Source organism: Martelella sp. HB161492 (assembly GCF_013184775.1).
In the GTDB taxonomy this organism is placed as follows: Bacteria; Pseudomonadota; Alphaproteobacteria; order Rhizobiales; family Rhizobiaceae; genus Martelella.
The window spans coordinates 51,269-74,054 of record NZ_JAATVV010000009.1 but is presented as its reverse complement, the minus strand read 5'-3'; the positions used below and the strand labels follow the sequence as shown (position 1 = coordinate 74,054).

Genomic DNA, 22,786 nt, shown 5'->3' with positions numbered 1-22,786 from the left:
AGTTCTTGGGCGGCTTATCCTGATCAAATCGACATGCGTGATCGTGGCCGCTTTAGCGTGCCCACCACCAATTTGCAATGTTCGCGTTTGTCATCATGGGCGTTTTGTACCTCAGCCCGCAAAGCGTGGCAAGACCAAACAGAATGGCTTTGGTGCATGAAAAAGGGCGGCCGGAGCCGCCCTCAGGCTGCTGGCAAAGCCTAGCCCCTTCTCTAACGTCATGCCTGTGCTTGTCACAGGCATCCAGCCGACGCGCGTCCGCGCGGCGAAAGGTTCTCCTTATTCAAATCCTTAAGAGTATGGATCCCCGTGACGAGCACGGGGATGACGACGGAGGGGGCGGCCATTCCACCCCGAGCAGGCGATCTGAACGACTTTGCCAGCAATCTGAAGGGCGGCCGGAGCCGCCCTTCGTTCAATCCCATTGCGTGCGTCCTCAGAAGGTCTGCGTCAGCGTGACCCGGAAGGAGCGGCCCGTCTCCGAATAATAGGTCTTGGGTTGGGTCAGTGTGGTCTCCTGCCAGTCGAGGGAGTCGTAATAGGTCTGGTCGAAGACGTTGAAGACGCCGGCTTGGATCTTGAAGCCGTTGAGCTGTTCAGGTGCCCACCAGGCGGTCAGATCAACAACGCCATAACCCGGCCAGGCATAGCTGGCATCGGAATGCTCGGAAACCGCAGCCTGCAGCACCCAATTGGCATTGGCGCCCCAGGTCTCGTTGTTGTAGCCACCACCGAGAATGGCCTTCAGCGGTGCGACCGAAGCCAGGAACTCATTGGTTTCCATGTTCCAGCCACGCGCAAAGGCCAGCGACGAGCGGACACTGAAATCATTTTCGAACTGCTTCTGCGCCGAGAGCTCAAGACCGGCAATCTGGACGTTCTCGATATTCACATTCTGATAGACGAACATGTAATCCGAGGGGTCCAGGCCGAGCGCGGAGATCTCGCTGTCAGAGAGCGTCTCGGTATCGATGAAATTGTGGTAGCGGTTGTAGAAGGCCGAGACCCGGCCACCGAACATATCGTCGCCGAAATTCGATCCCAGTTCGAAGCCCCAGCTGGTTTCCGGTTTCAGGTCCGGATTGCCGATCGACAGATAGCTGCCCGGCGAACCATAGGCCATATAGAGTTCCGGCGTGGTCGGCGCGCGGAAGGCGGTGGAGAACTGGCCGTAGAGCTGAACGTCCGGCGTCAGATCATAGGTGGCCAGAAGCTTCGGGGAGACATGAACGCCGTTCTGGGCGCTGGGCATGCCATAGGTCTCATACATCGGGTTGTTTTCGTAGGCTGCGGTATCCTGCGGTTCACGCCAGTAGGCATCGAAGCGGACGCCAGGCGTCAGTGCGAAGCCGCTGTCACCGAAGACGATCTCATCCTGCGCATAAAGGCCGAGGTCGTAGGAATCCACCTCCGGCGTATCCGCCTGATTGTTGTGGTAGTAGTTGCAGGCATAGGCAAAGGTGACATCGCAGCTATCATAGCCGGATGAATATTGCTGGGTGTTGGCGTAATTGAAGGAACCGCCAACCGTGATGTTATGCTGGAGATTGCCGGCATCAATGGTGTTTTCCGCCCAGCCATTGAAGCCGAAATCATTTTCCGTGATCTTCGACTGGCGGCCATAGGCACCGGCCGGCGATGTCAGACGGGTGCCGCCCGTGCCACTGATGCGCTGGTTACGCTGCCAGTAAAGCGTGGCCCAGGCCGCATCGATCCAGCCGTCGGTGGAGAAGGCATCATAGGAATAGTCGAGCGAGACGCGGTCACGATGGCTGTCTTCCGATCCGTTCCAGTCGCCGGGCTTGTAGGTCGAACCCTGCGCAGTCATCAGATCGATGTCATTGTCGTAGTCATAACGCTCAAAGGTCAGACCGATGGTCGTGGCGTCGTCAATCTGCTGCTTCAGCTTGAAGAGGAAGTTGTCCTCATCGTAATTGGCCGGATTGGCCTCGGAGCGCGTCGCGCCTGTCCCGCCGACGGTGCCCTGATTTTCGGTCTCATGACCGGTGGTGTAGATGCCCTGGAACAGGATCGAAGTGCCCTGCTTGCCCTGGGCGGCAACGGCGGCGTCGGTCTTCAGCGAACGATCGGCGCTGTCATAGGTCATCTTCAACCGTCCGCCCCAGCTCTCGCCGGGTTCCAGCAGATCTTCCGGCTGCAGCGTGGAGAGCACCATGGCACCGCCCATGGCGCCGCTGCCAGCGCGGCTGGAGTCGGAGCCGCGCACGATATCGACATTGGCGACCGCATTGAAATCGAAACTGTCGACACCGCCGCCGGAACCGGAACGCGCGCCCGGATCAAGATAGGGGATCGGAATACCATCAATCGTCGTCAGCACACGCGGTCCCTGAAGGCCGCGAATATTGATCGAGCCGCCCTCGTCACCGGCAAAGGCGACACCGGGAATCAGCATATTTCCGAGATCATCGACCGACTGGATCTCGTAACGGTCAAGCTCTGCTGCCGTGACATCAACGGCCAGGGGCGTATCGGCAACGCCGCTGGCATCACCATTGGCTGCTGTCTTCACCGTGACGGGCGCCAGCACGGTCGTGTCGCTATCGGCTGCCGCGGTCGCGCCATCTTCGGCCCAGGCCGGCATCGCCAGTGTTGCAAGTGCCGTAGCACCCCAAAAGGCCTTACGGAATGTCCCCATTCGCATTACCAAATCCTTCGCTTTGAAAAGCGCCTGGCTGGCTGGAGCGGATGATCCGTTTCTGGCTGGCTTGGCTGAACTCCGGTGCCTCTCAGGCGGCCGGAACAATCTCTGTAAGGATGGCGTTAAAAAACATGAGTATTTTTGTCAATATATATCCGGATTATTTCTACCATCTTTTTGTCAAGTTTTCGTCAGAATGCGATTCTGGCAAGGCTGCAACAGTCGGCCCATGATTTCGCTCTGTGGAAAGGGCTTTGCGCGAAAACACGGAATTCGGGACGTTCGCGCTTGATTTTCACGTTCGTCAATCGTCAAATTCGAATGATTCATGATGATTTGAAATCAGAACGCGTAGCTGAACCACAAAAGAACCGGCGCCATTGCCTGTCTGGGGAGAGATCAGCGCTTCCTGCAGAGGCCGGTACGCAGATCGAAACACTGATGAAATATTTTCACGAATGCTGAATTGGAAACGACGGATTCATATTTTTGGAATTTATAGCATGACTATCTTATCACTTGAGTCTGCCCGATGGCAGGAAAGCGTCCCAGTTCTGACATGATCATCCCCGAGACAGAGCGCCAGCCGCGGCTGCAGGCCAGGCTTCGTGCAAGCCAGAATATGGACGAACTCGCCGATATCGTCGCCGAGGTCAAGACGGCTTTCGGCTTCAGCCAGTACTGCCTGATCGACCTGCCGACACCCAATGCGAACAGGCTGGCACCCTTTATCCACCTTACGTCAATTCCGGATAGCTTTCTCGCTGCCTATGACCGCCGCAACCTGCTTGCCCATTCGGCTGTTGCCCGGACCTCAACACGTTCATTCATGCCGGTGCAGTGGCGCCTGTCGTCCAGCAGCAACCATCTCGAGCCGACATCGGGCTATTACGCGCGGCTGCTTGCGGCATTTGGTATTTCCATGGGCATGGGCTTCACCTTCACCACGCTCGATCACTGGCGGCTGGGGCTCTATTTCATCGGTGACCGCATGGAGCTGGCTCAATCCGAGCTCAATGAGCTCGGCATGGTCGCACTGAAGATCTTCTCCTCCTTCGAGCGGCTGCGCCAGCAGAGCTTCGATTGCTCCCAGCCGCTCTCCGCCCGCGAGACGGAGGTTGCCAGCTGGACGGCCGAGGGCAAGACGTCTGCCGAAATCGGGAAGATCCTCGGTCTGTCCGAGCATACGGTCAATGCCTATCTCGGCAATGCGATCCGCAAGCTGGACTGCGTCAACCGCGCGCAGATGGTGGCGAAAGCGATCCGCTGCGGACTGATCCGCTAAGGCATTCTTACCGATCCAGTACCGATCGGATCTCGACGAGGTTCGAGCGCACTCTCAGAATATAAAAGCCCATGGTCGCAAGATGCGTTGGCATGATCCAGCCATCCTCGCGACCGTTGGATATGATCGCCGGCTGAATGGCAAGCGCCGCACGGAACTGATCCTCTGTTTCATCCCAAAGCGCCGTCAGATCGCGCTGCGCAATGACCTGCGAGAAATCAGCGCCCGTCGCCGCCAGAATGCCGTAATAGCCGTAGAGCTGGCCATAGGCGAACCAGAACCGGTCATCGGCCCTGGTATCGAACCAGCCGCCATTGTGATTTTCCGAGCGCTCCCGCAGGATTGCCGACGTGGCACCGAGATCATTGGCAATGCGGTCAACAAACTGGCTCAGATTGTCAGCGCGGGCGTCAAACACCGTGTTGCAGCCGGAAAGTTCGGCATTGAAGCGCTTGAGGCTTTTCACGGCAGAACGATAGAAGCTCGGTGTCGGCGTCTTGAAGCCGAAGGGCTGCAGCCCGAAATACCAGGAATATTCGTCATATTGCAGATTGCCGCGCGCATCCTGGAGATTGTTGTCAACACCGGACGTCCCGCGCACGCGCCCGAGCGTGTCAACCAGCTCCACCGTGGAGCGCCTGACCGCCTGATTGACACCGCGCTGGAAGGCAGCCTTGTTGTCGAAAAACGGCGTCTTGTCCCAATCCAGTCCGAAAAAGCCCAGCCGATAGGCGAGCGTCGACGAAATCCAGCTATTCTGATTGACATTCATGTCCACCAGATCGGCCAACACAGTGACGAGCGCGGAGGACTGGCAGGCGGCACTGCTGCCATCACCCGCGGCAGGAAGCTTCGAACCGGCCGGCAGCGAGCGCTCGCTGAGCTGATAGCTGTCGACATAATCAGGATTGAAACCGTGCCAGATTTCGGTGCGCCAGAAGAAGGTTGCGTAAAACAGCACCAGCGCCAGAACGAAAACACCGAGCCCGGACTTGATGATCAGGCCGCGACGCCCGGAAGCGCCACCTGCCGCCCTGAACGGCCACACCACCGCTGCAACAAGAAGCGCACCGATCCGCCGGAAGAAAGCACCGATCCGTCTCATCGTGTTCTTGAGAAATTCCGGCATGGCCCACTCCTTGATCTGTCCCCTTCAGGCATGGACCGGTAAATGCCGCATCATGCCCGCTTTTCAGATAGGGTCATCACCCGCCGGGTTCAATTCTTCATCGCTCCGCCGCCATCATTCTTGCGGCAACATGCCAATACGCCGCATCCACGCCTCGGCAAGATCAGGCCAGACGCCGCCGGGCAGATGGGTGATGCGCTCAACGCCGAAACCGTGCCCGCCATCGCGAAAGACATGCAGCTCGGCTTTCACACCGGCCCGCCGAAGCCCGGCATAGAACAGCACCGCATTGTCGGCGGGCACCGCCCGGTCGTCATCGGCAAGCATCATGAACACTTCCGGGCAATCATCCGGCACATTGCGGTCGGGTGAGTAATGCGCAATCGCTGCAGCATCCGGCGTCTCGCCAATCATCCTGAGCCGCGAGCCGGCATGGGCAAATGCAACATCCATGGTGATGACCGGATAGAGCAGAATGCCGAAATCCGGCCGTGCCGAAACCGCATCGGCCGCATCGACGGGCTGATAGACGTCGCGCCCAAAACCGGTCAGCAGCGATGCCATGACATGGCCGCCCGCCGAAGCGCCGAGAACGCCGATCCGGCCGGGATCAATCCCGAAGGCTGCCGCATTGTGCCGCACCAGACGGATGGCGCGCTTTGCATCAGCAAGTGGCGCATCGGCCCCGTTTTCGTGTCCCTCTGCGGGAAGACGATAGGTCGTCACAAATGTGGTGATGCCGAAGCGGGCCAGCCACTCGGCGCATTCTCGCCCCTCTTTCGCAAGCGTAATGCGCGAATAGCCGCCGCCCGGCGCCACGATCACCGCCATGCCATTGGGATTCTCCGGCCGGAAAACCGTCATGGCAGGGGCGGAAATGGAGCTCAGCTCGCGCTCGGCCCGAAACAGGATGGGCGAAAGATCAACAATACGTTGCGGCGGAAAATCGGCCGGCGTGCCCGGCGCCCCGTCGGGCCACAGCTTGATCACCATGCCGTCGGCAAGACCGTCTGCCATTGTCGTTTGATCGTCCATTACAAGCCTCCACCCACCAACAGAATGGGCCCGACATCTGCCGGGCCCGTCATCAGATAATGCTGCTCAGAGTTTGACGCGTCCCTTGACCAGCTGGTCCTCCCAGGCAAGTGCATGTTTGACGATGGTGTCGAGATCGTCATATTGCGGCTCCCAGCCAAGCAGAGCCCGCACCCGCGAACTGTCAGCCACCAGTGAGGGCGGGTCACCGGGACGGCGCTCGGCGAGATCGACGCGGAAATCAACGCCGGAAACGCGCTTGATCGCATTGACCACTTCCAGCACGGAGAAACCGTGACCATAGCCGCAATTGGCCACGAAGTTCTCGCCACCATTCAGCAGATGCATCAGCGCTTTCACATGCGCATCAATCAGGTCGGTGACGTGGATATAGTCACGCAGGCAGGTGCCGTCCGGGGTCGGATAGTCGGTTCCGAAGATCTGCATGCGGTTGCGCCGACCGGTCGCCGCCTGCGCGGCGATCTCGATCAGATGGGTTGCATGTTCGCGGGTTTCACCGGTGCGGCCTTTCGGGTCTGCACCAGCGACGTTGAAATAGCGGAGTGCCGCATATTTCAGCCCATAGGCCGTTGCACTGTCGCGCAGCATGACTTCGGTCATCAGTTTCGACCAGCCATAGGGTGAGACCGGCTGCAGGTTCTGCCCCTCATCAAGGATATCCGCCCCCGGCTCGCCGTAGACAGCTGCCGTGGAGGAAAACAGGAAAGCCTGGATCTTGGCTTCGACGGCCGCCTCGATCAGCGCCCGCGATCGGACCGTGTTGTTCTCGTAATAGGTCAGCGGATCGGAAACGGAATCCGACACGACGATGGATCCGGCAAAATGGGCGATTGCAACAATGCCCTCATCGGCGATCAGCTTCGCAATCAGCTTTTTGTCGGCGATATCACCCTGAACCAGCTTGGCTGCTTCGGGAACAAGCTCCTTGTGACCAGTCGAAAGATCGTCGATCACCACAACCTTTTCGCCGCGATCCACCAGCGCATGTGACATGTGCGAACCGACATAGCCGGCGCCGCCTGTTACCAGAATGGCCATTTCTTTTCTCCTTTCCGGCATCTCCTGCGTTCCGCCGGGCGCCGATGATAAAAACTCGTTACAGCATTCTCAAACTGCCGAAACCCCGATGGGCGAGAGCGCGAAAGCGATCGACAGAGGCGCCTGCGAAGACAGACGATAGGGCGGATGCACCGGCGCGCCCCAGCTGTCATCGCCACCGACGCCCATCTGTTTTGCCGCAACCGTCACAACCGTGCGATAGACTGGCGGAAGTTCCTCGACGCGCAAAGCATTTTCCAGCTCCATCGGCGCATAATGCAGGGCATTGAACTCGAATGGCGCGGCCTCTGTTGCAAATCGCAGCCCCCTGCCCTTTGCATCGGTGACTTCGGCAAAGCGAACGCCCATGCGGTTGCCCGCTTCCTGCGGCACGAGATAGGCTGGAAGATTGTCGGCAACGCGCTTTTCGAAAATCCCGAGTCGTGCGCCCTTGGCCCGGTCGGCATAATTTTCCTCCGGTCCCAGACCATAATAGCGGAACCGGTCGAAGCTTTTGTCCATGGTGAACTGCAGGCCGAAGATCGGCAATTCCGGCAGACCTTCAGCGCCCGGATAATGCGCCTCAACATGGACCAGCCCGTCGCGGCCGACACGATATATCACGCTCGGTTCGACAGGAAGGCCAGGCAGTGTGAAACGGTAGGTCACTGTCGGCTCATTGGCCTCGGCATCGATCTCGACAGCGGCAATCTTCTGATACAGCGTTGCCGTCTGCCATGCACCAAGCTCGAAACCATGTTTGCGGCCACGGTCATTATCCGTCATGGCGCGCCAGAAGGTCAGGCGCGGCGGCCGGCGGATGAATTCCAGCGTTCCGACCGTCAGCGAGGAAAGCCCGCCATAGACCTGGGCAAACATCGCGGTGAAGCCCGGCGCCTGAACGCCGAGATTGAGATCGCCGCGAATGACGCGCAGATTGGCACCCGCCCTGCTGCCCGCCTTCACCGCCAGCGCACCGGACAGAACCGCTTCGCCAAAGGCAACCTCATGGCCGGCACCGGCCCAGAGTGTATCCTGTTTCAGGCAGAGCGCGGTCTGCAGCACATATTCGCCGGGCTGCGTCCTGTCGGGAAGCGACAGCGGCACGAAAGCCGTCTCACCGGGCGCAATATCGACAACCGTCGCCCCCGTGAAGACCACCACGCCATCGCGCATCAAGGTGTAGCACAGCGCAAAATCTGCCGTCGAGACAAACAGGTTCTTGTTGCGGATCGTCACGCCGCCGGCCTCCGGCGTCAGATCGGCATTCTGGTAGAGGTATTTCACCTCCTGAACCTTCGGCGTCAGCGCGCGGAAGGCGGTGACGATGCCGTCAGCGCAGAATTCGTAATCCGACGGCCGGTCGCCGAAATCGCCGCCATAGGCGAGCAGCGGCTTGCCATCCTCACCGGTAACCGCGATCGCCTGGTCGATATAATCCCAGATGAAGCCACCCTGATACATCGGATACTTGTCGACGAGATCGGTGTAGAGATGCATCCCGCCGCAGGAATTGCCCATGGCATGCATATATTCGCAGAGGATATAGGGCTTTTGCGGATCATCCTGCAAAAAGGCCTCAACCTCCTGGGGCTTGGCATACATCCGGCTTTCCATGTCAGAAGTATCGTTGTAGCGACGATCCTGGAACACGCCCTCGTAATGAACGAGGCGGGAAGGATCGCGCGAGCGGAAGAATTCCGACATCTCGTAGAGCGTCTTGCCGCCGAAGCTTTCATTGCCGCAGGACCAGATCAGGATCGAGGCGTGGTTCTTGTCACGCTCGAGCATGGATTTCGCCCGGTCGAGCACGCAGTCGCGCCATTCCGGCAGCCCATCCGGCACCACCCAGTCCGGCAGCACCTTGCCATCCTTCTGCCAGGAGCCGTGGCTTTCCAGATTGGTCTCGTCGATCAGATAGAGCCCATATTCATCGCAAAGCCGGTAGAAGACCGACTGATTGGGATAGTGGCAGGTGCGCACCGCATTGATGTTGTGCGCCTTGAAGAACTTCACGTCCCACAGCATCTGCTCATAGGTCACGGCACGGCCGCGATAGGCGTCAAAATCATGGCGGTTGATGCCGTTGAAGATGATGCGCTTGCCGTTCAGATGCATGATCTTGTCGATCATCTCGAAACGGCGGAAGCCGACGGCCTGCGGCACGACTTCGCTGACACGACCCGCCTTGTCCTTCAGCGTGATCACCAGCCGGTAGAGGTTCGGCACTTCGGCGCTCCAAAGGGCCGGCTGGTCGATGGCAAAGGCAAGATCCATTTCGGATGCAGCTTCAAAATCCTGAAGCGCAACCACCGCTTTGCCGGTCGCATCGGCAAGCGAGACCGCAACGACACCCGAAGTCCCGGCAAGCTTCAGCCGCAGCTTCAGCGTTGCGGCAGAAAAATCATCCGCCAGATCGGTGGTGACGAAAAGATCATCGAGATGCAGCGCGGGCTGATTTTCGATCCAGACCTCGCGGAAAATACCGGTCAGACGCCAGAAATCCTGATCCTCGATCCAGCTGGCGGAGGAGCGCTGGAACACCTGCACGGCAAGCCGGTTTTCACCCTTTTCGACGAGATCGGTGATATCAAACCGCGACGGCGTGAAACTGTCTTCGCCATAGCCGACAAAGACGCCATTGAGCCAGACATAAAAGGCCGTCTCGACACCATCAAAGGTCAGCACCACACGACCGTCATCGGCTCTGCCGGCAAAGGTGAAATCACGGATATAGGAACCGACTAGATTATCCTCCGGGATCGCCGGCGGCCGGATATCGGCAACGCCGTCCCATGGATATTGGGTATTCACATACTGATTGTGACCGTGGCCCTGCAGCTGGATATAGCCCGGAACCTCGATCCGCCCCCAGCCGCTCGCATCAAAATCGCGCGCATGGAAGCCTGCGGGGCGTTCGGCAATGCGCGCATCCGCACGGAAAGCCCATTCGCCGTTAAGGCTCTGGCGGAAAAGCGAAAGCCCGCTCTCAGCCGCCCTTGCATCAGGATAGGCGATATGATCGGAAACAGCATCGAGACGGTTGACGGCGAAGACGCGCGGATCGGCGAGCCAGCCGAGATCGGGTTCAGCAATCATCATGTTACCTTTTGCCCGGAGCCGGGCGGCATGAAGGATAATCAGGGATCGGCGCCGTTCATCCGGCACCGTTATGTCTTACTCAGCGAGATAATGGATCTCTGGCAGCGCCCGCAGACGCTCGGCCGCCTGTTCGGCGGTGATGTCGCGCTGCGGTCCGCCCAGCATCTCGAAACCGACCATGAATTTCTTCACGGTCGCCGATCTCAGGAGCGGCGGGTAGAAATGGGCGTGCAGGATCCATTCGTCATGTTCCTCGCCATCGGTCGGCCGCTGATGAAAGCCCATCGAATACGGAAAGGAGGTCTTGAACAGATTGTCGTAGCGGATCGTCACGCTCGACAGTGCCTCGGCGAGATCCCGGCGTTCCGATGGCTCCATCTCGTCCATCGAACGGATATGCCGCTTTGGCAGCACCATGGTCTCGAACGGCCAGATCGCCCAGTAGGGCACCAGCACGACAAAGGTGTCGTTTTCGAACAGGATGCGCTCACCAAGCTTCAGCTCCTGTTCGAGATAATCGAGCAGCAGCGGATGGCCGTGTTTCTCATAATAGGCCAGCTGGTTGCGGCCTTCCTTTTCCGGCTCGTTCGGGACATGGCGGCTCGCCCAGATCTGACCATGGGGATGCGGGTTGGAGCAGCCCATCATGGCACCGCGGTTTTCGAAGATCTGCACATGGGCGATGTCTTCCATCGCCCCCAGCTCCTCATATTGCGCCACCCATTCATTGACGACATGGACGATATCATCAACGGCCATGCGTGCCAGCGTCAGGTCATGACGCGGCGAGAAGCAGAGCACCCGGCCAATTCCGCTTTCGCCCTCGGCCAGAAGCAGACCGTCCTCGAAACGCTCGTCCGGCGCATCGGTGGTGAGCGCGGGAAAGTCATTGTCGAAAACATAGGTGTGCTGGTAGTCCGGATTGACCTCACCATTGATGCGGGTATTGCGGGCGCAGAGATAACAATCAGGATCATGCGCCAGCATCGAGGGGCGCACGGGATCTTCCACCTGCCCCTGCCAGGGGCGCTTGGCCCGCTGCGGCGAAACCAGGATCCATTCCCCGGAGAGCGGATTGAAGCGACGGTGCGGATGATCGGCGAAGGTATTCATGGGATGCTCCTTCCTTTCCGGTGTCGTCTCAGGCGCGTTGCAGCACAGAGACACCGGCCTGCGGTGCGCAGGCAAAGATCGGCGACTTCAGCCCGGTCGCCTTTTCATATTCAGCCGCAACATTTTCGATGAAAGCATCGACATGTTCGGCCTCGACAAGGCTGACCGTGCAGCCGCCGAAACCGCCGCCGGTCATGCGCGAGCCGTAGACGCCCGTCTGCCGCTGGCCAATCTCGACCAGAATATCGATCTCCGGGCAGGAGATTTCGTAGTCATCGCGCATGGAAGCGTGGGAGGCATTCATCAGCCGTCCGAACGTCTTCAGGTCCCCGTTCTCCAGCGCGTCAGCGGCATCGAGTACGCGCTCGTTCTCGGTGATGATATGCCTGCAGCGGCGATAGGTCACCTCCGGCAGAAAGTCGCGGTTCTCTTCCAGATCCTCGATCGTCACGTCGCGAAGCGCGGCGATTTCGCCAAGAGCGGGACGCAAGAGCCGCACCCCCTCCTCGCAGCTTTCGCGGCGCTTGTTATATTCGCCACCGGCAAGCGCGTGGTGCACCATGGAATTGGCGACAACGACACGCGCCTTCGGATCAAGCGGCACGGAGCGCGTGGCAAGCGAGCGGCAATCGATCATCAGCGCGTGATCATGGACGCCATTGCAGGAGATGAACTGGTCCATGATGCCGCAGCGCATGCCGACATATTCATTTTCCGCCTTCTGGCAGATCTTGGCGAGTTCAACCGTGTCGACCTGTTCGCCGATCAGCGACAGCAGCGCAAAACCGGTCACGACCTCAAAGGCCGCCGATGACGACAGGCCAGAGCCGACCGGTACGGATGAGGAAACGGCAATATCGATGCCCCTGATCGGTTTGCCAGCCTCTTTCAGCTTCACGGCAACACCAAAGGCATAATCGGTCCAGTTGCCAAGCGGCTTGGGAGCGGGATCGGAAAGATCGAAAGTGGCACTTTCGCCATTGTTCAGCGAGAACAGGCGGATCTTGTCCGTGCCGTTGAGCGCGGCGGCCGCCTCTGCCTCATATTCAAGCGCAGCCGGCATGACGAAACCGTCATTGTAATCGGTATGCTCACCGATCAGGTTCACCCGACCCGGCGCGCGGTAATAGGACGGCACGCCGCCAAATTGACGGGCAAATTCTTCGCCAAGACTGGACATCGCTCAACTCCCTGAATGCATGTAACGGATGACCGACGCAACAACGCCATGGACCGGGCGGCCGGCGTGCCTGCGGTATTTCCTCCCCGTTTCGACATGCGATGCGAAACGATTAGGTTTGTAGCAGGAAGAAGCCCCGGCCGAAAGGCCGGAGCTACCAAGGATCACAAAGATCGATCAGTTTTTGTTCAGCACCTGCTGAACGCCATCATTCATTTCCTTCAGGCCATCTTCGACCGAAATATTGTCGGTCATGATCGAGTCATGGGCACGGTTGAGCACCACCTCGATATCGGCGGCCTTGAGGTTGACCGGCATTTCCAGATAGCTCTTGACGGTCTTGAGCGCGCCCTTGGACGTATCGTCCTGCGGGAAGCCGTCCTTGGCAGCGATGGCAGCCAGAACCTCATCGCTCGAGATCGCCGGCAGCGTGCCGGTTTCAGCCATCACCTTGGCACCTTCGGGACCGGCAACGAAATTGGCGAATTTCAGCGCCGCATCCTGATGCTTGGAATTGGCGGCAACGGCGATGGAGGTGATGGTTGCTGCCGTGGTGCCGGCTTCGACGCCATCCATATGCGGATAGCGGGCGATACCCCAGTTCTTGGCAAGCGATTCACCCGACTTGACCTTGGCGATCTGCGTGCCGATGAACCAGCTGCCCATCGGCAGCATGGCGACCGTGCCGTTGTAGAACGGACCGGAATAATGGGTATTCGTGGTCTTCAGCGAAGCGTAAGACGGGATCGCCTGATCGTTCTGCAGGCCGAGAACCATGTCGTAGCAGGGCTTCAGGAAGTCGTAAGAACCGCCATCCAGCGTGTGCTGGCCATCCATGATGCAGGGCAGTTCAACCGTCGAACGCCAGGTGTGGAACAGCGCGCCATAGGTCTTGTTGGCACCGAAACCGGACGAAAGTGCCCGGGCCTTGTCGGCAAATTCCGTCCAGGTCATGTCGTTGGTCGGGTATTCGACCCCGGCCGCGTCGAACAGATCCTTGTTATAATAGAGGATCCAGACATCGGAACGGAATGGCAGGGCGTAGATATTGCCGTCCACCGTCAGGGCCTCGATCAGACCGCCATAGGCCGCCGTGTCGATACCGGCGCTCTTGATGTCATCGCCGAGCGGCAGCAGCGAATTGGTGCGCACCATATTGGCATAGCTCGGAATATCCTTGACCTGAACCACGTCGAGATCGGAGCCGCCACCGGAGAGTTGGGTCATCAGCATGGTGGTGTAGTCGGTCGAACCGAGATCGGTATGCTCGACCTTGATATCGGGATATTTGGCCTCAAAAGCATCAATCAGCGGCTGATAATAGGCCGTGGCATCCCAGTCCCACAGCGCCCAGTTGATGGTCGTCGTATCGTCCGCATGGGCGGCGATCGGCATCAGGCCAACCGTGGCCAGAAGCATTGCCTTCACAATATTACGCATAATATCTCCTCCGATCAGTTGCGCATCTGCGCCGTTGCTGGATCATTCGCGCCGTGATCGGGCCCCGTCACTCCGGCGAGGCTAAGCGCGAAATCGCTCGCCCTGAACGCTGTGAATGTCATCACGAGCGAGCCCAGGGAAAAGTTGAAGACCACCGGCATGAAGACCGAGGCCGGATAGAAAATGATGTGGGCAACCCAGAGGGCCGCAACGACGGCCAGACCGCCAAGAATCGGCAGCGGCCGCGCTAGAACCGCCATCAGCGCGGCTTTCAGAAGCGGCGCCCCGTGCAGCTCACTGCGCACCATCAGCACGAAATAGACCGATGCCGTCATCGCCGTGACAATCACGACGCTGGCACCGATGGCGACGGGAATGGCAAAGGCAAGATTGTGCCGGGCCATCTGCGCATAGATGTAGACGGCATAGCCGGACAGGCCGAGCACGGCAGCAAAGGCGAGACCCGCAACCGTGGCGGCGCGGAAATACTGGCGAAAGGCACGCCAGAAATCACGCCAGAGATAGACATTCTCATCCTGAACCATCAGCACCGTGATCCGGGTGGCAGCCGCAAAAGCTGCCGGAATGGTGACGAGCGGGATCGACAGGACCAGCAGCATCACATTGAGCTTGAACAGGTCCCATGCTTCACGGAAGAGGACAAAGAAGAACAGCGCAAGCCCCGTCTTCTTCGGCGCATTCTTGGGAATGCCCGGCCCCTCCCGCATCATCCAGTTCGTCATCCAGTTCATGATCGGCGCCTCCCTTGCGCAGACCTTATCAGTAAAGGATCGACTTCTCGGTTTCCTTGTCGAAGAGATGCGGATTGGCGAGATCGGCGATCAGGGTGACATTTTCGCCGTCGGTCGCGGTGCAGCGCGGCGAGACCTTGGCGATCAGATCGACGCCATGAGCTGACATGTTGAGGTGGATTTCCGATCCCATCGGCTCGGCCAGATCGATCAGCGCCGAAAACGGCGTCGTCAGTTCCGGAGCGATGTCATAGGGCTGGGCCTCGTGGAAGTTTTCCGGGCGGATACCGAGCACCACTTCGCGCCCCTCATAGGGGGCGAGCCGGTCATGCTTGTCGCCAAGAACGAGCGGGAATTCGGTATCGTGGAAGATGCCGACCCAGTCATCGCCCTTTTTCTTGACCGTGATCGTGAACATGTTCATCTGCGGTGCGCCGATGAAGCCGGCAACGAACATGTTGATCGGGTGGTCGTAAAGCATCTGCGGCGTATCGACCTGCTGGATATAGCCATCCTTCATCACCACGATCCGGTCGGCCATGGTCATGGCTTCCACCTGGTCGTGGGTCACATAGATGAAGGTCGAATCGAGCTGGCGGTGCAGCTTGGTGATCGCCGTACGCATCGAGCCGCGCAGCTTCGCATCGAGGTTGGACAGCGGCTCGTCGAGCAGGAAGACCTCCGGATTGCGCACCATGGCCCGGCCAAGCGCCACGCGCTGGCGCTGACCGCCGGAAAGCGCCTTCGGCTTGCGGTTCAGAAGATGCTCGATATCGAGCGTCTTGGCCGTCTCGCGCACCTTCTTGTCGATCTCGGCTTCCGGCGCCTTTCTGAGCTGCAGGCCGAAGGCCATGTTCTTGTAGACCGTCATATGCGGATAGAGCGCATAGTTCTGGAACACCATGGCGATGTCGCGCTCTTTCGATGGCACGTCATTGACGAGGTCTTCACCGATATAAAGCTCACCGCCGGAGATTTCCTCCAGGCCGGCAATCATCCTGAGCGTCGTCGACTTGCCGCAGCCCGACGGGCCAACCAGAATGATGAATTCCTTGTCGGCGATCTCCAGATCGATGTCATGGACGACCGTGAGCGCGCCATAGGTCTTGTTGATTTTCTTAAGCGAGATACCGGACATTATCCATTCCTCCCAAATCTCATAGCGGCGCCCCTCACCAGTAGGATGACCAGTTGCGCGAAAGGCGCATCAGCGCTTCGAGATAGTAGTAATCGCCCCAGGAGACGCATTCATCGACGCCTTCCGGTGTGCAGTTGTTGAAGGGGGTTTTCTTCGAATAGGTGCCATGCAGCACCAGGCCGTTGGAGATCTTCGGATCCTTCACGGCATAGATATCAACGAGGCTCTTCATGAAGCGCCGGGCGAGATCGCGATATTCTTCCGCCGCCGCGCCGCCGACGATATCGGCCATCTCGCAAAGCCCGCAGGCGACAATCGCAGCCGACGATGAATCGCGCGGTTCGTCATCGCCATCGGTGAAGATCTGGTCCCAGAACGGCACCATGTCCTTCGGCAGACGCGTCATGAAGAAGGCGAGCGCCTTGCCGAACATCTCCAGATATTCAGGCTTCGGATCATGGCGATAGGACAGCGCCAGCCCGTAGATCGCCCAGGCCTGACCGCGGGCCCAGTTGCTGTCATCGCGGTAACCCTGTTGCGTCGCGCCGCGCACCGGACCGCCGGTGACCGGATCCATGAAGAAGGTATGGAAGGTCGAGCCATCCGGACGGAAGGAATTGGCAAGCGTCGTTGCCGCATGAATGCGGGCGATGTCGCGATATTTCTCATCGCCGGTCTCGCGGCTTGCCCAATAGAGCAGCGGCAGGTTCAGGAGGCAGTCGATGATGTAGCGGTAATTGTCGGCCGCCCCCATCTCGCCCCAGGCCTGAATGAAACGCCCGACCGGCTGGTAGCGCTCGATCAGCTGATCGGCGGCCATGATCGCCGCCTTCCGGCCATCCTCATCGCCAACCAGCATGTAAGCGGCAATACAGGTCGGCGAATAGAGGAAGCCCATATCGTGGTGATCGGTGGCGATGCGGTTCTCGATCCGGTGCAGGAAATCCTGCACATGGATCTGGCCGACATGGCGGAACACCTTGTCACCGGTCAGCTCGTAGGAAAGCCAGACCTCGCCCGGCCAGAAACCGCAGGTCCACTGATTATTGTCGACGGCGGGATAGAAATTGTCGACGCTCGAATGGTTCTGCATGCGGAAGGTGAAATCCGGCAGGTTGCGCCGCACCTGGGCAACGGCAATCTCAATCGCCCCGGCAATCTCTGCGTCGGTGATCGGCGCGACAGGAAAGGCCTTTTGTTGAATGGTCATCGTCATCAGCCTTTCAGTCCGGAAGAGGCAACACCCTCAACAAAGAAGCGCTGCAATGCGAGGAAGACGATCAGCACCGGAATGATCGCGACAACCGAGGCCGCCATGATCAGTCCGTATTCAGCCGAATACTGGCTGATGAACATGCGAAGGCCGATCTGGATCGTCTTGAGATCCGTCTTGGTCAGATAGATCATCGGCCCGAGGAAGTCGTTCCAGGCGAAGACGAAGGTGAAGATCGTCAGCGTCGACAGGGCCGGCTTCGATAGCGGCAGCATGATCTTCCACCAGATCTGATATTCGTTCATGCCGTCGACACGGGCCGCCTCGCAGAGCTCATCCGGGATCGACATGTAGAACTGCTTCATCAGGAACACGCCGAATGCGGTGAAGGCCTGCAGCGCGATCAGCGCCCAGTGGGTGTTATAGAGGCCGAATTCACGCATCAGGATGAACTGCGGCACCATATAGACCTGCCAGGGCATGGCGATGGTGGCGATGTAGCCAAGGAACAGCACGTCGCGATAGGGAAACTTCAGCTTGGCAAAGGCGTAAGCCGCAAAGGATGAGGTGAACAGCTGCAGGATCGTCACCATGAAGGTGATCTTGGCGGTGTTGAAGACGAACAGGCCGAGCGGGATCTTGGTCCAGATATCGACATAGTTCTGCCAGCGCGGATGCTGCGGGATCCAGTGGATCGGGAATTCGAACACTTCGCGGTTCAGCTTCAGCGATGCCGACAGCATCCAGACGAAGGGCAGCAGCATGATCGCCGTGATGGCAATGATCAGCACATAGACGAGGATGCGGCTGAGTTTGATTTTATGACCGAAAATACGCATGATTTGCCCTCCCCTAGTCCAGACTGCGCGAATAGCGGAACTGAACCAGCGTGACCGTGAGGACGAGCGCGAACAGCACCAGCGCGACCATGCTGGAATAGCCGAGATCCCAGGAGATGAAGGCCTCGTTGTAGATGTGGTAGACCAGCACCAGCGTCGAGGTTCCGGGGCCCCCTTGCGTGATCATGTAGACCTGGTCGAACACCTTGAAGGAGTTGATCGTCAGCATGACCGAGACGAAGAATGTGGTCGGCGCCAGCTGCGGAATGGTGACGTTCCAGAACTTCTGCCAGGCATTGGCACCATCGAGATCGGCAGCCTCGTAGAGCTCGCGGTTCACGCCCTGAAGCCCGGCCAGATAGATCACCATGAAATAGCCGGCCTGCTTCCAGATGCCGAACAGGATGATGGTGACCATCGCCCAGTCCTTGTCGGCAGCCCAGCCCGGCAGGTTCTTCGGATCGACGCCGAGCGTATAGAGGATCATGTTGACCGGGCCCATGGCCGGGTTGAACAGCATGTTCCAGACAACGGCAGCGGCCACCAGCGAGGCGACATAGGGAAAGAACATCGCCGCGCGGAAGAAGTCCCGGCCGAAGATCTTCTGGTTCAACAGAAGCGCCAGCCCGAGCGAGCAGGCCATGGTCAGCGGCACGGAAAAGACCGTGTAGATGATGGTATTCCAGAAGGCGGCGATGAAGGCGCTGTCGTGAAACAGCGCGAAGAAATTCGAAAGACCGGCAAACTGGATCGGGTTCGATCCATCCCAGTGCATGAAGGCAAGCGCGAAGGCGAAGATGATCGGCCCAAGCGTGAAAATCGCAAAGCCGAGAAAGTTCGGCGCAATGAATGAATAGGCGACCAGTCCGGCACGAAGCTTCTGCTGCCGTTTCGACAACACCTTCCGTTTCCGCCGAACCGTGGCTCCGCCCGCAGGTTCCAAGCTGCTCACAGCCACTTGTTCCTCCCAAGTCTGAACACCGCCCGATCACACCAGACCCGAGCAGGCATTGTTTGCCGGGCAATAAGACCATGCCCTGATTTCGTCTCATACTACATTCAAAAAAATCATACGACAAGTATTCGAAAAAATGTTTTTTGGCGTTTGAAATCTCATCAACTTGTATGATATCTAATGAACGACGCGAGCGGTGGAAGGCTCATGAGCTTCCTGATAACCGCTGCGCAAAGGCGCCGGGACAGGAATCATGTGACAGGTGCGGCGCATGGGAGGAATGATGTTTTTCGAATGCCTTGACCGGCTGCCCGAAACACTCGGCGATTTTTCGCCTGCAGCAGCCTATGGCGATCGTGACCGGTGGACATCTTTGCCCGACCGCTGGAAGCAGCTTTTGGCAGAGCGTGCACAGACTGCCGGAACGGACTGGCCACTGTTGACGGCCAGCGACTATCTGGAATTCACCCGGAACGGCAACAGAACCCGTTTCGAAGCCAAGTTCATGGAACGGCGGCGCATGCTGAACGCCTATGCGCTGGCAGAATGCAGCGAAGGCAAAGGCCGCCACATCGACCGGATCATCGATGGCGCCCTGCTTCTGTGTGAGGAAAGCGGCTGGCAGCTTCCTGCCCACAACACCTATATCCGCGACACGCCATGCCTGCCGCTGCCCGATGCCAGGAGGCCGGTGATCGACCTCTTCGCCGCCGAGACCGGAGCGCAGCTTGCGACCCTCAACTGGCTGTTTGCAGCAGAATTCGATCGTGTCAGCCCCTTCATTGCGGCGCGGATCCAAGATGAGATCGAACGCCGCATCATCACCCCATACCTCAACGCGCATTTCTGGTGGATGGGCAACGGCGATGAGCCGATGAACAACTGGACGGCCTGGTGCACCCAGAATGTGCTGCTCGCGACCTTCACCAGCGCAACACCGGCTGACGTCCGTCGCGCCGTGGTGAAGAAAGCGGCCTACAGTCTTGACTGCTTCCTCAAGGAATATGGCGAGGACGGCGCATGTGAAGAAGGCGTGCTCTATTATCGCCATGCCGGCCTCTGTCTCTTCAACGCCCTCAACATTCTGAGCGCCGTGGCGCCCGAGGCCTTCGCGCCGCTCTGGCAGAATACGAAAATCCGCAATATCGCGGAATTCATTCTCTTCATGCATGTCGATGGCGAGCGCTATTTCAATTTCAACGACTCCTCCGCCCGGGCGGGGCGTTGCGGTGCGCGGGAATATCTGTTCGGCAAGGCCGTCGGCTCCAGCCGATTGATGCAGTTTGCCGCCCGCGACATCGCCTTGAGCGAAGCCCCCGACCTGCCGGAAGAAATCAACCTGTTCTACCGGCTACAGACGGCCATGACCGCCATCGACCTGCCGGATACGCCGCCTGAAATGCCGGCGATCCCGGATCATTTCTTCGAAAGCCTCGGCCTGCTGGTGGCGCGCGACCAGCATTTCGCACTCGCCGTGAAGGCGGGCGACAATGGCGACAGCCATAATCACAACGATGTCGGCAGCTTCACGCTTTACAAGGACAACAAGCCGTTTCTGATCGATATCGGCGTTGAAAACTACACCGCCAAAACCTTCTCGGCACGGCGTTATGAGATCTGGACCATGCAGTCCGGCTTCCACAATCTCCCGGCCTTTGACGGCATCGACCAGAAGGACGGAGTGGAATACGCCGCCAGCGATGTTGCCGTCACCCTGAAGGATGATCTGGCAGCCATCGCGATGGAGCTTGCCGGCGCCTGGCCGGATACGGCACAGCTGCGCAGCTATCACCGCGCCGTCCTGTTTCACAAGGGCCAGGGGATTGACATCGAAGACCGCTTCGACGGTGACCGTCCGGCTGTCCTGTCATTGCTGTTCGCCAGTGAACCGCAGCTCGGTGATGCTCTCATCACCCTGCCCGGCCTTGGCGAAATTGCCATTTCCGGCGCCAGCGCCATGCGGCTCGAGCCGCTCGACATCACTGATTCCCGGCTGCGCGCAGCCTGGCCGGCGCGCCTTTTCCGCGTCCTTCTGCCCCTGAGCGGAAACACGCTCAGGCTTGCCATCCGTTGAGGGGAGACGACCATGACCATCACAATCGCGATTGAGGACAAGGACGGCGCGCGACTGAGGGAAAGGACCGCTGGCGACAATGCCTATCTGGTTCACGAGGGCAGCTATCATCCCGGCGAGCAGATCGTCATCGAGACAGATCAGTTTCCCTGCTTCCTCAGCCTCGCCGTGGATGCCGCGCTCGCCCCGGCGATCATCTTCATGAAAGAGCGGCGCTTTTCCTTCTCCGTTCCCTTTGGCGAACAGACGATGATCTATCCGCCGCAAGCCTTTTCAGGCACGCGGCACCGGATCATGGCGCGCCAAGCGCGGCCTGCGGAAATCGCGGCTGAGCGCAATCTCGCGGTCAACATCCTGGACCACGCCGACAATCACAGCATCTTCCCGCATGCGACAGCGACGGTGGAAACCCGCGGCGAAGCAGCCTTCGCCGCCCGCAATGCCATTGATGGCGAGACCGCCGCCGACAATCACGGCTTCTGGCCCTATACGAGCTGGGGCATCAACTCCGATCCCGATGCTGCCATCACCATTCATTTCGGCCGGCCCGTCAGGCTTAGCGAAGTGGCTCTGTTCAGCCGCGCCGATTTTCCGCATGACGCCTGGTGGCAACGGGCCCGCATGACCCTGAGCGATGGATGGAGCACCGATCTGCCACTTGGCAAGGTTGATGGTCCGCAACGCCATGCCATCGAACCACGCATCACCGAATGGATCCGAATCGACCAGCTGATCAAGGCCGATGACCCCTCCCCCTTCCCGGCACTGACCCAGATCGAGGCCTGGGGAACAGAGGCCTAGACGGAGCACTTATCATTCATTTGTTGCCAAATAATTCAGCTTGTCATACAATTAGGTGATGATTTGCTGCAACTGCGGCACCAAACAGACATGTTGCACCGCCCAAAAATGGCGGATGCTTGGAAGGGGATGCAATTGGCCACTCAATCGGCAAGCCGCAGCACAGCGGGTACGGGCACGCTCGTTTCCCGCGTCAGCGATGCCCTGCGCGGCGCCATCCTCGACGGCACCTATCAACCCGGCCAGAAGCTGCCGAGCGAAGCGCAGCTGACCCAGGCGCATGGCGTATCGCGCACCGTCGTGCGCGAGGCCGTCGCGGCATTGCGTTCCGACGGCCTTGTCGAAGCGAGACAGGGGGCTGGCGTCTTTGTCCTCGACCCGATCGGCTTTGCCTTCAACCGCACCCATCCCAGTGTTGACCGTGAACGGCTCTATTCTTCACTGGAAATTCTCGAAGCCCGCACACCGCTTGAAATCGAGGCCGCCGGCCTTGCAGCCCTGCGCCGTTCACCGGCCCAGGAAGAAGCGATCTTCGTTGCCCATGCCGACGCGATTGCCGCCCGCGACGACGGTCCGCGCTGGGCAGATGCCGATATTGCACTGCACCTTGCCATCGCACGTGCAACAAACAACCCGCTGTTCTCGACCTTTCTCGAAATGCAGGGCAAGGCCGTCATTCCTCAGACCGGTCAGCGTATCGAAGAGGATGATGGCGATGAGATCGCCTACCGCAATCTGCTGATCAGGGAGCACGAGCGGATCGTTGTCGCCATTTCGAGCGGCGATGAACAGGGTGCGCGTGACGCCATGCGCGATCATCTCAAGGGCAGCCAGGAACGGTATCGCAACCTGATGCGTGACGAGCGCCTGCGTCAGGCCGCAAGACTTCAGCGCCGCGGCTAAAGCGCCGTGCGTTCTTTTCGAAAACCCGATCCGGAATGAGAAAAAGCCGGATCAGCGGGCAGTCACCCGTCTGCAACCGGCACGAACTGTTTTCGCAGATCAGATG

Annotated in this window: 17 protein-coding genes; 4 read left to right on the top strand and 13 right to left on the bottom strand. The window is 59.2% G+C overall.

Translation table 11 applies throughout. From position 1 onward, the window contains the following. Positions 1-436: 436 nt before the first annotated feature. Positions 437-2,659 (bottom strand): TonB-dependent hemoglobin/transferrin/lactoferrin family receptor, encoded by a 2,223-nt coding sequence (locus tag HCK86_RS15720; RefSeq protein ID WP_176085432.1) that lies wholly within the window; start codon positions 2,657-2,659, stop codon positions 437-439. A gap of 535 nt (positions 2,660-3,194) precedes the next feature. On the opposite strand from HCK86_RS15720, the gene HCK86_RS15715 reads away from it, so the two are divergent. Then, entirely contained in the window at positions 3,195-3,947 is a 753-nt protein-coding gene (locus tag HCK86_RS15715) for a LuxR family transcriptional regulator (protein ID WP_176085431.1), read from the top strand. A gap of 7 nt (positions 3,948-3,954) precedes the next feature. Here the strand turns inward: HCK86_RS15715 and HCK86_RS15710 are convergent, their stop codons facing one another. The 12 genes from HCK86_RS15710 to HCK86_RS15655 all read right to left on the bottom strand — a co-directional run bounded on the left by HCK86_RS15710 (position 3,955) and on the right by HCK86_RS15655 (position 18,905). Next, on the bottom strand, positions 3,955-5,052 hold the full coding sequence (locus HCK86_RS15710; RefSeq protein ID WP_246739638.1) for a DUF2333 family protein: 1,098 nt from the start codon (positions 5,050-5,052) through the stop codon (positions 3,955-3,957). A gap of 138 nt (positions 5,053-5,190) precedes the next feature. After that, positions 5,191-6,111 (bottom strand): alpha/beta hydrolase, encoded by a 921-nt coding sequence (locus tag HCK86_RS15705; protein ID WP_210259929.1) that lies wholly within the window; start codon positions 6,109-6,111, stop codon positions 5,191-5,193. Between the two features lie 66 nt (positions 6,112-6,177). Next, on the bottom strand, positions 6,178-7,170 hold the full coding sequence (galE, locus tag HCK86_RS15700; RefSeq protein ID WP_176085429.1) for a UDP-glucose 4-epimerase GalE: 993 nt from the start codon (positions 7,168-7,170) through the stop codon (positions 6,178-6,180). A gap of 69 nt (positions 7,171-7,239) precedes the next feature. Continuing rightward, on the bottom strand, positions 7,240-10,272 hold the full coding sequence (locus tag HCK86_RS15695; protein ID WP_176085428.1) for a glycoside hydrolase family 2 TIM barrel-domain containing protein: 3,033 nt from the start codon (positions 10,270-10,272) through the stop codon (positions 7,240-7,242). A gap of 75 nt (positions 10,273-10,347) precedes the next feature. Next, positions 10,348-11,385, bottom strand: a complete 1,038-nt coding sequence (locus HCK86_RS15690; protein ID WP_176085427.1) for a UDP-glucose--hexose-1-phosphate uridylyltransferase — start codon at positions 11,383-11,385, stop codon at positions 10,348-10,350. 28 nt (positions 11,386-11,413) lie between these two features. Further along, positions 11,414-12,565, bottom strand: a complete 1,152-nt coding sequence (gene galK / locus HCK86_RS15685; RefSeq protein WP_176085426.1) for a galactokinase — start codon at positions 12,563-12,565, stop codon at positions 11,414-11,416. A gap of 177 nt (positions 12,566-12,742) precedes the next feature. Continuing rightward, positions 12,743-13,984 (bottom strand): sugar ABC transporter substrate-binding protein, encoded by a 1,242-nt coding sequence (locus tag HCK86_RS15680; RefSeq protein WP_246739637.1) that lies wholly within the window; start codon positions 13,982-13,984, stop codon positions 12,743-12,745. Between the two features lie 35 nt (positions 13,985-14,019). Continuing rightward, the gene (locus HCK86_RS15675) at positions 14,020-14,757 is read right to left on the bottom strand and encodes a DUF624 domain-containing protein (protein ID WP_176085424.1); all 738 of its coding nucleotides are present in this window, start codon (positions 14,755-14,757) and stop codon (positions 14,020-14,022) included. A gap of 28 nt (positions 14,758-14,785) precedes the next feature. After that, complete coding sequence (locus HCK86_RS15670; RefSeq protein ID WP_176085423.1) at positions 14,786-15,895, bottom strand: ABC transporter ATP-binding protein; 1,110 nt, start codon at positions 15,893-15,895, stop codon at positions 14,786-14,788. 34 nt (positions 15,896-15,929) lie between these two features. Next, on the bottom strand, positions 15,930-17,105 hold the full coding sequence (locus tag HCK86_RS15665) for a glycoside hydrolase family 88 protein (protein ID WP_176085563.1): 1,176 nt from the start codon (positions 17,103-17,105) through the stop codon (positions 15,930-15,932). A 5-nt stretch (positions 17,106-17,110) separates the two neighbouring features. Then, positions 17,111-17,947, bottom strand: coding sequence for a carbohydrate ABC transporter permease (locus tag HCK86_RS15660; RefSeq protein ID WP_176085422.1), 837 nt, complete (start codon positions 17,945-17,947; stop codon positions 17,111-17,113). Positions 17,948-17,960: 13 nt separating this feature from the next. Further along, positions 17,961-18,905, bottom strand: coding sequence for a sugar ABC transporter permease (locus HCK86_RS15655; protein WP_176085421.1), 945 nt, complete (start codon positions 18,903-18,905; stop codon positions 17,961-17,963). Between the two features lie 280 nt (positions 18,906-19,185). Between HCK86_RS15655 and HCK86_RS15650 the strand changes: the two genes are divergently transcribed. The 3 genes from HCK86_RS15650 (at position 19,186) to HCK86_RS15640 (ending at position 22,680) form a co-directional block, all read left to right on the top strand. Next, positions 19,186-20,976 carry a heparinase II/III family protein gene (locus HCK86_RS15650; protein WP_176085420.1) on the top strand — a complete coding sequence of 597 codons (1,791 nt, stop codon included), beginning with the start codon at positions 19,186-19,188 and terminating at the stop codon, positions 20,974-20,976. Between the two features lie 12 nt (positions 20,977-20,988). Further along, positions 20,989-21,777, top strand: coding sequence for a carbohydrate-binding protein (locus HCK86_RS15645; RefSeq protein WP_176085419.1), 789 nt, complete (start codon positions 20,989-20,991; stop codon positions 21,775-21,777). 129 nt (positions 21,778-21,906) lie between these two features. Beyond that, entirely contained in the window at positions 21,907-22,680 is a 774-nt protein-coding gene (locus tag HCK86_RS15640; RefSeq protein WP_246739630.1) for a FadR/GntR family transcriptional regulator, read from the top strand. Positions 22,681-22,786 lie beyond the last annotated feature (106 nt).

Coding starts and splice junctions, on each gene's coding strand:
- HCK86_RS15720 (WP_176085432.1), bottom strand. CDS start 2,659: ATGGGGACATTCCGTAAGGCCTTTTGGGGTGCTACGGCACTTGCAACA.
- HCK86_RS15715 (WP_176085431.1), top strand. CDS start 3,195: ATGGCAGGAAAGCGTCCCAGTTCTGACATGATCATCCCCGAGACAGAG.
- HCK86_RS15710 (WP_246739638.1), bottom strand. CDS start 5,052: ATGAGACGGATCGGTGCTTTCTTCCGGCGGATCGGTGCGCTTCTTGTT.
- HCK86_RS15705 (WP_210259929.1), bottom strand. CDS start 6,111: ATGGACGATCAAACGACAATGGCAGACGGTCTTGCCGACGGCATGGTG.
- galE (WP_176085429.1), bottom strand. CDS start 7,170: ATGGCCATTCTGGTAACAGGCGGCGCCGGCTATGTCGGTTCGCACATG.
- HCK86_RS15695 (WP_176085428.1), bottom strand. CDS start 10,272: ATGATGATTGCTGAACCCGATCTCGGCTGGCTCGCCGATCCGCGCGTC.
- HCK86_RS15690 (WP_176085427.1), bottom strand. CDS start 11,385: ATGAATACCTTCGCCGATCATCCGCACCGTCGCTTCAATCCGCTCTCC.
- galK (WP_176085426.1), bottom strand. CDS start 12,565: ATGTCCAGTCTTGGCGAAGAATTTGCCCGTCAATTTGGCGGCGTGCCG.
- HCK86_RS15680 (WP_246739637.1), bottom strand. CDS start 13,984: ATGCTTCTGGCCACGGTTGGCCTGATGCCGATCGCCGCCCATGCGGAC.
- HCK86_RS15675 (WP_176085424.1), bottom strand. CDS start 14,757: ATGAACTGGATGACGAACTGGATGATGCGGGAGGGGCCGGGCATTCCC.
- HCK86_RS15670 (WP_176085423.1), bottom strand. CDS start 15,895: ATGTCCGGTATCTCGCTTAAGAAAATCAACAAGACCTATGGCGCGCTC.
- HCK86_RS15665 (WP_176085563.1), bottom strand. CDS start 17,105: ATGACCATTCAACAAAAGGCCTTTCCTGTCGCGCCGATCACCGACGCA.
- HCK86_RS15660 (WP_176085422.1), bottom strand. CDS start 17,947: ATGCGTATTTTCGGTCATAAAATCAAACTCAGCCGCATCCTCGTCTAT.
- HCK86_RS15650 (WP_176085420.1), top strand. CDS start 19,186: ATGTTTTTCGAATGCCTTGACCGGCTGCCCGAAACACTCGGCGATTTT.
- HCK86_RS15645 (WP_176085419.1), top strand. CDS start 20,989: ATGACCATCACAATCGCGATTGAGGACAAGGACGGCGCGCGACTGAGG.
- HCK86_RS15640 (WP_246739630.1), top strand. CDS start 21,907: ATGCAATTGGCCACTCAATCGGCAAGCCGCAGCACAGCGGGTACGGGC.